9 protein-coding genes are annotated in these 13,597 nt (G+C 35.1%); 1 reads left to right on the forward strand and 8 read right to left on the reverse strand.

The features are described from left to right. Window positions 1-239: 239 nt before the first annotated feature. The 3 genes from T487_RS0103975 to T487_RS0103985 form a co-directional block, all read right to left on the reverse strand. Window positions 240-1,781 carry a recombinase family protein gene (locus T487_RS0103975; protein WP_031574289.1) on the reverse strand — a complete coding sequence of 514 codons (1,542 nt, stop codon included), beginning with the start codon at window positions 1,779-1,781 and terminating at the stop codon, window positions 240-242. Then, entirely contained in the window at window positions 1,781-1,972 is a 192-nt protein-coding gene (locus T487_RS0103980) for a hypothetical protein (RefSeq protein WP_031574291.1), read from the reverse strand. Before T487_RS0103980 ends, T487_RS0103975 begins: the two co-directional genes overlap by 1 nt. Before the next feature lie 187 nt (window positions 1,973-2,159). Beyond that, window positions 2,160-2,768: a recombinase family protein gene (locus T487_RS0103985; RefSeq protein ID WP_036909060.1), complete on the reverse strand. Its 609-nt coding sequence runs from the start codon at window positions 2,766-2,768 to the stop codon at window positions 2,160-2,162. 243 nt (window positions 2,769-3,011) lie between these two features. Between T487_RS0103985 and T487_RS0103990 the strand changes: the two genes are divergently transcribed. Then, window positions 3,012-4,916 (forward strand): hypothetical protein, encoded by a 1,905-nt coding sequence (locus T487_RS0103990; RefSeq protein WP_031574295.1) that lies wholly within the window; start codon window positions 3,012-3,014, stop codon window positions 4,914-4,916. Between the two features lie 550 nt (window positions 4,917-5,466). Here the strand turns inward: T487_RS0103990 and T487_RS0103995 are convergent. The 5 genes from T487_RS0103995 to T487_RS0104015 all read right to left on the reverse strand — a co-directional run bounded on the left by T487_RS0103995 (window position 5,467) and on the right by T487_RS0104015 (window position 13,388). Further along, the gene (locus T487_RS0103995) at window positions 5,467-6,114 is read right to left on the reverse strand and encodes a hypothetical protein (RefSeq protein ID WP_031574299.1); all 648 of its coding nucleotides are present in this window, start codon (window positions 6,112-6,114) and stop codon (window positions 5,467-5,469) included. Between the two features lie 807 nt (window positions 6,115-6,921). After that, window positions 6,922-7,275, reverse strand: coding sequence for a hypothetical protein (locus T487_RS0104000; RefSeq protein WP_031574302.1), 354 nt, complete (start codon window positions 7,273-7,275; stop codon window positions 6,922-6,924). A gap of 13 nt (window positions 7,276-7,288) precedes the next feature. After that, on the reverse strand, window positions 7,289-10,324 hold the full coding sequence (locus T487_RS0104005; RefSeq protein WP_031574305.1) for a type I restriction endonuclease subunit R: 3,036 nt from the start codon (window positions 10,322-10,324) through the stop codon (window positions 7,289-7,291). A 12-nt stretch (window positions 10,325-10,336) separates the two neighbouring features. Continuing rightward, window positions 10,337-11,596 (reverse strand): restriction endonuclease subunit S, encoded by a 1,260-nt coding sequence (locus T487_RS0104010; protein WP_051651479.1) that lies wholly within the window; start codon window positions 11,594-11,596, stop codon window positions 10,337-10,339. Beyond that, window positions 11,589-13,388 (reverse strand): type I restriction-modification system subunit M, encoded by a 1,800-nt coding sequence (locus T487_RS0104015; RefSeq protein WP_051651480.1) that lies wholly within the window; start codon window positions 13,386-13,388, stop codon window positions 11,589-11,591. Before T487_RS0104015 ends, T487_RS0104010 begins: the two co-directional genes overlap by 8 nt. Between the last annotated feature and the right edge of the window lie 209 nt (window positions 13,389-13,597).

Genomic DNA, 13,597 nt, shown 5'->3' on the forward strand with positions numbered 1-13,597 from the left:
TGCATTCATTAAGTAAGAGTATAAATTTTATGTGACTTACTAAATTGATTATTTCGCTGTTTTAATACCCTAATGTTTGAATGTAGCTCGAGTAAATTGGATAGAAGTAATTTCTTAGGACCTTCAAAATACTCATCGTTAATTAATAAAGAAAAACCCAAGCTTTTTCTGCAAAACAGATTATGCTTGGGTCGTAGATTATATTATGAAAGATATCATACACAGTAAACTATTGGCCGTTATTGATACTCAATGGATAGTGTTATTTTATTGCCTTCTCTATTATATACAATTTTCTTTATAAATGATTTTAATAGGGCATTCTTTTCTTCAGAGGAGGCATTCGCCCATTTCTCCTTGAAATTTTCCACTCTTTTACTTAGTTCTTTTTCGGAAAGCATACTCATACCTTCCCTTTCTTCACTTAGATTTTGATAGGCACTTAATAAACTTTTCTTCTTTACTTCAATGTCTTTCTTTTCAATTTTAAGTTCTTCTAACGTATATACACCAGCAGCATAGGCAGCTTTAATACGTTTCAGTTGTTTATCAATATCTTCGATTTTTCTTTGAACTTCTTCAATTTCTATCTCAATTCTTCTTAATCTCTCACTTTTCTGTGCAATTTCAAGTACTTTTCTTTTATTAGTGTTGCATTTACTGATTGTGTTATATAAGGTGTTGTAAAAATTTTCATCCATTTTCACACCTCTTTGCTCACACTTCTTTCCCATTGGATTCTTGTGTGAACACTTAGTATAATTGTATACCTTTCCACTTTTCGCTTCGAGCTTTCCTAAACTATATCTCATTGAATATCCACATTTTTGGCAAAACATTATGCCAGAAGTTGGGAAAGCGCCTTGCTTTGCTCTACTGGGAACACGCAAATTTTGCTGAGTAATTCTCAATATTTCATTATGTTCAGATTCTGTCTTTATGATTGGCCAGTCTCCTCTCCCAATATGCCATTTCTCTCGAGGTAATTTAACTACTCTTATTTTGCCAGCTCTGTTCTCCTTCCATTGTGTTTTCCCATATATCGCAACACCCATATGAAACTCATGAAGAAGCAGTCTTGAAACAGTCGCAGTTGTCCAATTTTTACCATTTGGACTTGAAATACCTCTTTGATTTAAGAAAAATGCAATTCTTTCAGTACCCATATTTTGTGCGATATATAACTCTTTTATCTTCTCGTAAATTTTATGTTTTTCTGGGTCTACTCTTACGGTTGGTATTATCTTTTGTCCTTTATCTGAGTCAATTATCTCTTTATGATAATAATATGGATAAGGAGGCTTCCCATTTGTCATCTTTCCTTCTTTTGCTCCATATTTTTTACCTTCTTGAAGTCTGTTTACTATAGCATTTAACTCTCTATGAGCAAATATACCATTTATTGATATAACCATAGATTCATTCAAATCGGAAGGATTGTATACTCTTTCAGGTGTTACAATGCTACAATCAGAATTTCTTAAAACTCGCAATAGTTCTCCGTACTCAGCCTCATCTCCCCTGCTTAGTCTATCCAAAGCTTTTACCAAAATGGCATCAAACTCTAAATTCTCAATTCTATCTAACAACTGTGATACGATTGGTCGTTTATTGAGGAACTCACCAGAAATCGCATCTTCCTCAAATAGTTCGTACTTCCAACGATTCTTATGAGCAAAGTCCGTCAATGCCATCCGATGTTTTCTTAAAATGTCTTCGTCACCATCATCTCGACTCTTTCTAAGATAAATTGCTACATTCTTTATTTCATTGTCTTTCATTAAATCACACCTCTATTGCTTTGTTGTTGTAGTTTACGCAAAACTTCTCTTTTGGATGCTTTCGTATCTTCAGAATCCATACTTCTGTCATCTTTCAATATCATTTCACATACTAACTTGTGGTATCTCTCTAATGCAGCCTCGCTTGGTTTGTTCAGTTCGATTACGATGTACTCTATTTTATTTTTCATAGTACTTCATCTCCTATTTTTAAAGATGAAGTTATATAGATAATTACAAACTTTTAGTCCAGAAATTCATTCAATAAATAAAATAATTATGATATCACTAATATTTCTCCTCATTAATTATTACTCTTCATTAAACATTATGCGTTTAATCGAATTATTCATACTGCAAGAAATAGTAAATCCATCTCTAATTATCTGTTTTTCTCTTGATGGCTGTATATTTTTTTCTGATTTTGTATAGTGTTGTTCTTGAGATTCCTAATCTTGTGTGGCATTCAGTTGCGGTAATTTTTCCATCAAACCAATCTTGTAGATATACTTGTTTTGTTGTATCAATTTTAATCTCAGGACGTCCAAATTTCTTTCCCTTTCCTTTCGCAGCGGCAATACCTTGCTTTTGTCTTTCCTTTATAAAGTTCCGCTCGGTTTCAGCAATATATGCGAGAAGCTCTATCAAAATTCCATTTAGAAACTCGTCCGTTAGATTGTTTCCCGTCTTCATGAACTTCATATTCAATACAACAACATTAATCTTATTCTCAATTAAGTACTGATACTCTTTCTTCAACTCTCGAAAGTTTCTGCTTATTCTATCAAGAGCCGTAACTACAAACGTATCTCCAGGTCTTAACATTGCTTTTGCACTATTATACCCTTCTCTATTCATATCTTTTCCTGATTTTTGGTCGACAAATATCCTATCATATCCGTTCGAAGATAATAGGCTAAGTTCTCTATCTAACTTCTGTGATGTACTTGATGTACGTGCATACGCTATTGTAAAGCTCTTACTCATTGAGCCACCTCCGCATTTTTATCTTAGTGTAAAAAAAGCACCTTAATTTATGTATATATTCAGATACTTTCCATAGGACATTATTAAACATGATAAAACCTATTTCTCAATGTTCAAAATTCTGTACTTTTAAAAACATTATTTTCAAAGTTTTTTCATTTCTTACCGTTATCGAACTCAATTAGTAGAAAAATATCCTGGAATTGCCTATATAGGTTTATCAACTATATAGGAGTGATGGAAATGTCAGTTGTAAAAAACACAACACAGGAATGCTTTAAGATATTAGGATATGTGAGTTTGGAGAATCTCACGATAAAACCCCCTCAAAAAGATGCTATATTTGGAAAACTGCGGAAGAAATCGTCATATCGTAAAAATGGTCAGGAATTGATTAATGAATGGTTATTCGATGAACTCGCTGACCTTATTGGTAATAAGGGGTATTCATTTCAGCACGGAAAATTTAAGAATAATGATAGTAATTTTACATCGGACCAATTTTTATGTGGTAATGTTGTCTTTGTTGATATTGATGAGCATAATTACGAGGTCGAAGACATTATAAGAATGAGTGCCCCCTTTTACCCCTCAATAATCTATCACACTTTATCAAGTGGAATTAATAAAGAAACTAATTTGCATGACCCAAGTATAAAAAGATACAGAGTAATGTGGTTATTAGGTAGTACTATTGAGGAAGATACTTACAAAAAAATAACTACATTCTTTATAAACAGACTTAATGCTGATTCAAACTGTAAGGATATAGCAAGAATGCTATTAGGCGGTAAAAACCTTTGCTACGCTAAAGAAAATATCATTGATATAAACAAAATCCTCTTATCCAATGATTACATAGATTTCTTTGATGCAAGAAAAAATACATCTAAGAATAGTAGAAGAACGAAGAGAGATTCCAGTAGATTCCTCGCAGATAACCCCAATATTTATCCCTCTACTAATCCTTACACATTTGATAGTATTATTGAGCAAATAAAAACTTTGGCCATCAAAAACAAACCAGATTTTCTGACAGAAATAACAAGTTTCGAATGGATAAACTCACTTCCCTTAAATCAAATTTTAGGCCAACCAGTAAATGTAGCTTTCAACTGCATTATGCCTAATCACATTGATAGCAATCCATCAGCAGGTATTCTATTCAACGAGAAAAGACAACAGGTATATTACTGCAATTCATGTCCCTCACCTAATATGAAACACGCAAAATCAGTACTTGGTACATTAGAAGCCCTGACAGGTATGAATGTTATCTGTTTACAAAAAGGAATCCTCAATGAGTTGGATATCCCGTATCTGACAGAGCATAAACAACGTGGACTTGCAACTATAAAAAGCAATAAAGCACTAATTGATGTTGCAATAACTGATAAAAAGTTTTCAAAATTAGAAAAAAAAGGATTGTTCAAAGCATATATTCTTTTTTTGGAGTACATTAAATCACACTTGCCTGCAATCCCTATCGTTTCTAATGATATTGAAATCTTTGCATCCTACGGTCATATCGCTCAGTTCATACGAAAAGAGTTCACTCCAACCAAGACATTTCAATCAGTTAAGAAGAATATCTACGACAAAACTAATATTTTGAACTCTTATGGATTTATTGAAAAAATTGATTATGATGACCTGCCAAAAGAATGGCTTTCGAAAACAAATGAGTATCAGTCTAAACATAAACCATACAAGAAAATCACATACTGGAGAGTCCCAAAACTGACAATAGAAGATTTGATTCGAAGCGTTGAGATGATTGATTTAGAGAAAAACTGTGGATATAAAATGTCAGATATGTCAATTAATAAGGTCGCTGGTTTGCATGGGCAGGACTTAGCTCATAAAGTATATAATCAACAATCAATCAACCACACCACCTTCAAAAGCTATGAAAACAAAGTGATGAAAGTTGTCCAAGCAATTATTCATGCGCAATCATATTACACTCGTAAGATGGTTCAAGATAACTGTGATTTAAAAATCAGAGAGGTAAATAATTTTTTACCCAGTATAACAAAGAAGTTGGGCTATAAAGAAGTAACCATAAACAATGAGATTAGGGGAAAATACAGTATTAGCTACTCCGATTTGAATAAGGGTTCAAAACTCTTCATTAAAAATGAGTAAGCAATAAATCAATAGTTATACTTTTAGTAACAATAAAACCCATATAGAATTAATAAGGAGGGAGAGTTTGGGTTTTATTGTTACAAATCCTATTTACCTTTTGATATGAATCTTTATGTCTGCTATCGTAGGTATCTCAGACAAATAAATAACTAAATCCATTATAGAAAAATCCTAAGCCGTTTTTGCGGTATTCTTGGAGTTCTCAACAATCATCTATGACGATTTAAGACTGAACTATAAAACTTTAGTGTCATCCATTTAGAACTACTGTTAGTATGTGAATCCCTTGGTCTTTATTCAGTATTCAAAATAACTTCAGTTTATGTAAATACAGACTTCGTATGCTGAATATCTTGTATTTAAATCATCAGAACCAATTATTATAGAACAAAAGACCGCTCCTGTTTGAGCGGCCATAAATTTGATACTGGGATTATTAGCGTTATCTTTTTACGTGGACTGACCTGCGGCAACGTGCTGTACTATCATCCTACAATCTTTATTACGTTGGTTTCTTAACTTACTTGGACAATCTACCAACTGTGAATCAGAAGGAAAAAATATCAAGCTCATCCAAATTATAGTCAATCGGTTCATAAAATTCTAAAACTGCCTCTTCACCCTCCTTAAACTCATACTTTTTTATGTACCCTTCTAACACACACAATGAAACAATATTTGCTGGTGAAGCATCTTCATCGAAGTCGTAATGCATACTTTCCATTATTTTGCTCGATATGTTCAGTCTGTCTGACACATTACACGTTGAAAAATGTATGATGCGCAGCAATTCAGCATGAATAAACAAGGCTCTGACATTATCGGAACTCACATTCTGAAGGATATTATAGTTTCTTCTGAGAATTTTAGTAAATAGCACACCTTTTATGAAATCATCATGAAAATCATAATGTATACAGTTATACCCTATATAGACAGGTCTCATGCTTATTAGCATATTCAACTCAGTCATATTCGCTCGATGCAAGAAACTATATCCTTTTAGATAAGGTGTCTGCTGAGACAAATTAACAATACAGGATTCTTTCCACATCGTTTTCAACTGCTCCACTTGGCATTTTGTAAATGGCAATGAAACTATAGCTTCCGATAACCTTACTGATTCCTCATAATCATTCCGTTTGCTCGGATACACTGGCGAAATTATCGTGTCTGCAATGTCAAATTTTATCATAACCAACTCTCCTATTTATACTTGCTTATGCATTTTTATTTATTCCGACAAACTCATTTTATCACAATATTCCTCTTTTTTCTTTGTTTTTTTATAATTATTTATTTTTATTAAAATAAATTTTAATAATAGTAATAATTAATTCGTTAACACCAATTATTTTATTATTAACACTGATATTTAAGGTCATTTTTTAATTAAAAGTCTACTTTTTCACTTAACTTTTGTTTTGACAATGGAATAAACTCACAATTAACATATCTTATTAATACATTTTCTATACCTTGAGATGAGCATTTCAAAATCAACGGATTATGCGTTCTAACTCATTTAACCACATGAAAGCAAAAACGACCTTGTTTCCAGGTCGTTTTATTTTCTTCTATTCACTAAAATTATTGAAATTCCTTTTAACGTTACGATATTTAAATCTATCCGTATGGTAAATCTGTTATGGTAATAGCCGCTTTTGGGACTATTCTCAGCTTCATTAACCCACAGGAAGTAACGAAAAAGCGTCCTGTTATCAACTTGCACGGAAATCACAGGACGCTTTGTATCTTGTTGTGCCTACCCGTAATCTACGGTTCAGCTATGAGTTCCCTGTTAGAGCAGGGTTCCCTTTAAATTCATTATATTGTATTCTCATTTCTCTTGCAAGACAAAAGAAATAAGAATATCACTCAAATAGACCCCATTAAGATATTTGTGTATAGAAAGACTATTTTAATCTAATTGTCCAATTTACATAAACTACTCAATTAAGAAGATAAAGTTTCTTACAAAGAGGTTCATCAAATTATCCTTTTATAGTCCTTCTTTTTCGATTTCCTCAAGCTCTTCTTTAATAAATGGAGTGTACACATCAAAAATCTTTTCTTCAAGCTCTAATAGTGGGCTGTCTTCAATATGATAGCTTTTGTCATGCATCCACTGCTTTCTTATTCTTTCCACAATTTTAGGAGTCCTTCTGTAGACTTCATCCATCACAAATTCTCCGTTCATCTCTGGGTTTCTCTCAAAAATCGCGGTTAATGTATCATGGATATTGGACCCATCAAAACTTTCGAAAGCTGAGTCTTTTAACTCATAGGCTACACCTGCAGCAGTAAGAGCTTCTTTTACCTTCTCCACATCTTTGTCACTAAATTCAATTATCATTTTTAACCCCCTATTAATTGTGTTTTTGTGTTCTTAGATTCTTATAGGCTTCTCTTGCTATGACTTCCATCACTGTGTTATAGAACGCCTTATCTTCGAAGAGCTTAGAGAAAGATTTCATGGACTCTGAGTAGCTTTCTTGGGCCGCTCTCTCAAAGGTTTTGGGAAAGATACTTCTTTCAAATACTTCCGAGTCATTTCTTCTTGCTTGTTTTGCAAGGTTCTTGTCATTCTTAAGTATCTTATTGTACAGAGCTTCCACGATGACCCTATCTGAGTCGTTAAACATGCCCTCAAACCTTTGATTAATCTTCTTGATGATTTCCTCCAGAAGGTCTCTCTTTTCATCCTCTTTTTCCCCTGGTACAAAGGTTGGAACATTGTCCAGCGGAGGCGAATTCGGATTCAACGTGATATCCCCTTTAAATGTCTGTTCAAGCTTATAGAACTCAAGCTTCAGTTTTTCATCAAGGTTCAACTTTTCCATCTCTGTGGCTGGTATTAGCCTTGAGAAGTATGAGGTGAACGTAAACTCTTTATGGAGAGCCACATCAAACATTCTTGTTATCTGTGTAATGTAGGTGTACCACTTATTGAAATCTCTGATGGTACGTCTAAACATATACTTATCGTTGGCGTTTAGGTCGTTATATCTGTCTACCACTGGTTTTAGAAGACTGGTCATCTTACCAAGGTCTACTGCCGTCTGATTTCCTGGTTTAAAGTTGATTTTTACAAATTTCTCCACGTCATCATCGTTATAGAGCTGATAATCTCTAAGTTTATGTTGGCTTACATAAATCTGATTCACATCAATCTCTTCTTTCAAGCTCGTTTCCTCGTAAAACGGTTCAAATGCTTCCTGGATTTCTTCTGTGGTGTTCACGAAGTCCAAAATAAAGGTATCATTTTTGCCTGGATGTATTCTGTTTAGTCTTGAGAGCGTCTGAACAGCTTTTACTCCTTTTAGCTTCTTGTCGATGAACATTGAATGGAGAAGCGGTTCATCGAACCCAGTTTGGTATTTCTCTGCCACAATCAACATATTGAAATCATCATGAAAAGCTTCTGGTAGCTGCTTTTCTCCAATTGAGTTTCCGTCTTTACTCATATTGATAGCAGTTTCGGTGTAATCTGTCTCACCATCTTTAACAATTCCCGAAAATGCCACCAGGATATCTACATCCGTGTACTCCATTTTCTCAATGTATCGCTTGAATTCATGATAATAACGAACAGCATGAAGTCTTGATGCCGTTACAACCATGGCTTTGGCTCTGCCATTAATCTTATTCTTGGTGATATCTCTGAAATGCTCTATGATAATGGCTGTTTTCTGCTGAAGATTATGTGGATGCAGGGATTCGAACCTCTTCACAGTTTTAGCAGCTAAGGATACTGGCACTTCTGGGTTCTCTGGAGTGTTCTTAGCGATTCTAAAGCATGTTCTGTAGGTCATGTAGTTCTTCAGTACATCCAGGATAAATCCTTCTTCTATAGCCTGCCTCATGCTGTAAACATGGAATGGGTGGAAGGAACCATCCTGAGCCTCTGTTCCAAACATTTCCAGTGTCTTTTCCTTTGGAGTGGCAGTAAAAGCAAAGAAGCTTAGATTCTTATGTTTGCCATGAGTGATGATTTCCTGAATGAGCTTATCTTCTTCATCGAGAAGTTCATCCTCTGCTTTTCCTTCAATCTCAGCATACTCTCTTAAGGCTTCTTCGGTGTCTGCAAGAGCAGTTTTTAGCTTCATTGCACTTTGTCCAGTCTGACTGGAATGGGCCTCATCCACTATGATAGCGAAGTTACGGCCTTTATTTGCATCAATCTCCTGATAAATCACTGGGAACTTTTGAAGAGTTGTTACAATGATGCGTTTCCCATCGTTTATAGCGTCTCTGAGGTCCTTGGATGTCTTTCCTTCACCAATGGTATCTACTAATCCAGGCTGATGGTCAAAGCTCGATATGGTGTCCTGAAGCTGGTCATCAAGAACCTTTCTATCTGTCACGATGATAACTGAAGCAAAAATGGATTTATTATCCTCATTATGTAAACTTGCAAGTCTATAGGAAGTCCATGCGATGGAATTTGACTTTCCTGAGCCTGCAGAATGCTGAATGAGATAATTCTTACCACTGCCCGACACTTTCACATCGGAAACGAGTTTTTTCACTACATCAAGCTGATGATATCTTGGGAAAATAAGCGTTTTCTTCTTCTCAATTTTCTCTTTCCCAGCTTTTTCTGTCTTCACTTCTTTCACTTGAAGATGTATGAATCGATGGATGATATCGAGTAAGGAATCCTTTTGAAGAACCTTCTCCCATAAATAGGCTGTAGCATACCCCTCTGGATTTTGCGGATTGCCTTTTCCACCATTGACTCCTGCTCCATTACTTCCTTGGTCAAATGGAAGGAAGTACGTATTCTTTCCGTCCAGTTTAGTGGTCATGACTACGTTGTAGAGGTCCACACCAAAATAAACAAGGATTCTCTTGTTAAAATGAAAAACAGTCTCCTTGGGGTCCCTATCGAACATATATTGAGTCTTTGAGTTATCAATGGACTGTCCAGTAATCTGATTCTTCAGCTCCAATGCTACGATTGGAATCCCATTTAAGGACAACACCATGTCCACAGAATTGTTATTCTGAGTGGAATACCTGAACTGTCTTGTCACATGAAGAACATTCTCGTTATATAGGTCCCAGAGCCTCATATTAAGCTCAGATTCGGGTTTGAAGTATGCAGCCTTGAAATCTATCCCTCGATACTTGAAACCGTGTCTCAGGACGTGTATGAGGCCAAAATTGTCTATAGCATCATTGATTGCTTTAAAGAACTTCTTCTCTACATCTGAAACGGTCATTCGTTCAAATCTGTCCCACTCTTTAGGTTGCGTGGTCTTGACAAAGGAGATTAGCGTTTCCATATCCATGGCTCTATCCTTGTCATACTTCTTTAAATCCCCTTTCTGGTAGCCCCCAGCAGGTGAGAGCAGGAAGGTTTCTATATCTTGCTCAAATCTTATTTCTTTATATTCCAATCAGATTCCCCCTTACTCGACTTCTTTCTTACCAGTAACATATTCATAGATGAGTGACTTCTTGAACATTTCTAAATCTATAAGCAACTTTTCTTTTTGATTAATTAAATTCTCAATCTTTGAAGCTCTTATCTCAATATGATTAACTATCTGTTGTTGCTCATCAATAGTTGGGATTGCTATTTTGAGTTTTTTCAAACCTGAGAAATTCAATCCTTGCCTTACACCTGCTCCCATACCATAAAAACCTTTGAAAACATCAAAACTATGTAGGAAATAATACAAATATTTTTCATTAACGTTTATCTTTTTTCTTAATGTAATGTAAGCAGAGGTGATTATTCCCCTTTCTTTTGATAATCCAACTCTAAGACTTGTATGGTCATTTTGTAAGTCTGTTAACCTTAGAACAATATCTCCATCTTCAATAATATTATAACCATCAAAACTCTCTGGTAGTAATCCATCAGTAGTTTCTATATTCCTTTTTACAATATTCCCATAACTTAATGATAGTAAGTTTGTTTCCTGTATATCTTTATTCTTATTTTTTACTTGAGCGAAAACTTGTGCCAACATTAGAGTGTCCCATCCCGTCGGAATCTCTCCAATCCACTCAATCCCCGAATCTTTCATCTCCACATTCTTATCCAATCCTTTTGTCACCGTTTCTGTGATGATGGCTTGTTTGAGGAGTTTATAGTCATCGATTGTGGATTTGGTTTTTCTAATCAGGGAATTGATTTTATTTATGTTTATCTGCAAATAGTTCACTATCTTGATTTGTTCTTCTTGAGGAACATCCAAATAAGGTATCTTCAGCAAATCCCCTTTATTAAGAGCACTTCTAACTCCATCTCCACCAATGTGGTTAAATACTTCTCTTTGCCACATCGAATAATAATAAAAATATCCATATGGTGCTTCGATTTCGTTATTAAGAACTATATATGCTGGAGATACAAGCCCTGTAAACAGAGATAATCCAACTCTGCTTGTGTTTACATTCTCCAAATCTATTAATTTGAATACCAACTCATTCTTATTAAGAATTTGATACCCTTCAAATTTTTCTGGCTGAAGACCGTTGCTATCATCTTTGGACCTTTTTAAAACGCCATTAAGAGTAAGAGAGAGTCTTTCATATTGATTCACTCTATCATTAACTATTTCCTTCTTAAATCTATACTTATTTTTTGTTTTTATAGAATTCCAAGATTTAGGAATATCTCCAATCCACTCGACTCCACTATCCTTCATCTCTCTACTCACTCTTTTCACCTTCCTTCTCAAAAAGAGCTCGCAGGGAAGCCATCAGTTCCTTCTCCACTTCCAGAATTCTCTCAGCGATAACCTCTGATTTTTCAGGTGCAACGTACTTATAGAAATATCTTGTAAATGGAATCTCATAACCAACTTTCGTTTTGCTCTTATCAATCCAAGCATCAGGATTGAATGGCCTTACCTCTCTTTCAAAGTATGAATCAACATCTTCAGTTAGTGGCACATTTTCAGTATCTCTAAGACTTGAATCCGCAACAGGTTTTCCCTTCTTTAGAACAATCTTTCCTTTCTCATCTTTCTCTGGAGACTCAATCACAATTTTGTTATACCCGAAATCTATAGTATCAAATATCTTCGATTCAGTTCTCAAATCACCCTCTTGATACTCTTTATTTTCAAACTCAAGATAAGTGTTGATGATAAGTTCTCTGGCCTTATCTGTGATATCATTTCTTTTACTTCCGATGGATTTTCTTCTCTTCTCATAGCAATTGGATGCATCAATCAGCTGCACTTTTCCAGCTCTATAAGAGGGCTTGTCCTTGTCTAATACCCACAAGTACGTTGTGATACCCGTATTGTAAAACATATCTGTGCCAAGCTGAACGATTGCATCAAGCCAGTCATTCTCTAAAATATATCTTCTAATCTCAGATGGTCCAGAACCTGCATCTCCAGTAAAGAGCGGGCTTCCATTATGAACAATACACATTCTTCCAGTATCTTTCAGCTTCTTTAAGCCATTAAGCGTGAAGAGCATCTGCCCATCGGAAACTGGTGGTAATCCCATTCCAAATCTACCCTTGTCTCCAGTCTTTGCTTCCTTTTCTACTGCAGGCTTTGAGGACTTCCAATCAATACCAAAAGGTGGGTTACTAATAACGAAGTCGAAGGTGTAACCACTAAACTTATCGTCTGCTAAGGTATCACCTTTTCTCATATTATCTGCATCTTCTCCACGAATAAGAGCATCTGCTTTTGCGATAGCAAAGGTTTGGGGATTAATTTCCTGTCCAAAGGAAGTAACTTCTGCATCCTCATCAAACTGAGTGAGTCTTTCATCCATGCAGCCAAGCATCTGGGATGTTCCCATGGCCATATCGTAGACTGTCTTTACAACACCATCATTGATGAGTGAAACTTTCTCAGATTCCACAAGAAGGTCCACCATAGTGTAGATGATATCTCTACTGGTAAAGTGTGCTCCCGCCTCTTCGTTATAGCTTTCAGAAAATCTCTTAATGAGGTCCTCGAAAATATATCCCATATCCACAGAAGTAATTTTATCTGGGCTCATATCAGCTTTTTGTGTATTGAACTCTTGGATGACATAGAATAATTTGCCGCTATCAGCCAGTGTTTTAATCTCTACATCAAATTTGAAGTTTTCCAGTATATCCTGAACATTATCAGAAAATCCAGCAAGGTAGCTTCTAAAATTTTCCTCGATATTGTTGGGGTCCGCTAATAACGTGTTGAAATCAAATTTACTAACATTATAGAACTGGTATCCTGAAGCGGATTTCAGAAAACCATCTTTCACTTCAAAGTGTTTTACTTCCTCATACTTCTTCCATACGGCCTCTCTTGTGGGTTTTAAACAGTCATTAAACCTCTTAATGACTGTCATTGGAATAATTACATTACCGTACTCATGAGGCTTATAGAGCCCTCTAAGCATGTCTGCAATATTCCAGATGACTGCTGATTTCTCAGAAATATTCACCCCAACATTTGCCCTTAACTCCACACCGCTGTCAAAAACTTCTACTTCGCTCATTTCTTTCCTCCTATAATCTTATAATACCTAAATCATTAAATTTAATTATATACTATATGATGTACAAGTATTGGGACACTTACAAAGGTTCTGGAATCTTCAGTGTCTCCATCAACCAATTCTACAGCATTTATTAATTCCATAGTTATATACTCACCTTCAATTATAACAATAATAATCATTTTTGTGATTAATGATTAAACATTAAA

It is taken from the genome of Proteiniclasticum ruminis DSM 24773 (assembly GCF_000701905.1).
Taxonomy (GTDB): Bacteria; Bacillota; Clostridia; order Clostridiales; family Clostridiaceae; genus Proteiniclasticum; species Proteiniclasticum ruminis.

What these genes read in the sequence shown, in the direction of transcription:
- T487_RS0103985 (WP_036909060.1), bottom strand. Translation starts at nt 2,768, where the DNA reads ATGAGTAAGAGCTTTACAATAGCGTATGCACGTACATCAAGTACATCA.
- T487_RS0103995 (WP_031574299.1), bottom strand. Translation starts at nt 6,114, where the DNA reads ATGATAAAATTTGACATTGCAGACACGATAATTTCGCCAGTGTATCCG.
- T487_RS0103975 (WP_031574289.1), bottom strand. Translation starts at nt 1,781, where the DNA reads ATGAAAGACAATGAAATAAAGAATGTAGCAATTTATCTTAGAAAGAGT.
- T487_RS0103980 (WP_031574291.1), bottom strand. Translation starts at nt 1,972, where the DNA reads ATGAAAAATAAAATAGAGTACATCGTAATCGAACTGAACAAACCAAGC.
- T487_RS0104015 (WP_051651480.1), bottom strand. Translation starts at nt 13,388, where the DNA reads ATGAGCGAAGTAGAAGTTTTTGACAGCGGTGTGGAGTTAAGGGCAAAT.
- T487_RS0103990 (WP_031574295.1), top strand. Translation starts at nt 3,012, where the DNA reads ATGTCAGTTGTAAAAAACACAACACAGGAATGCTTTAAGATATTAGGA.
- T487_RS0104000 (WP_031574302.1), bottom strand. Translation starts at nt 7,275, where the DNA reads ATGATAATTGAATTTAGTGACAAAGATGTGGAGAAGGTAAAAGAAGCT.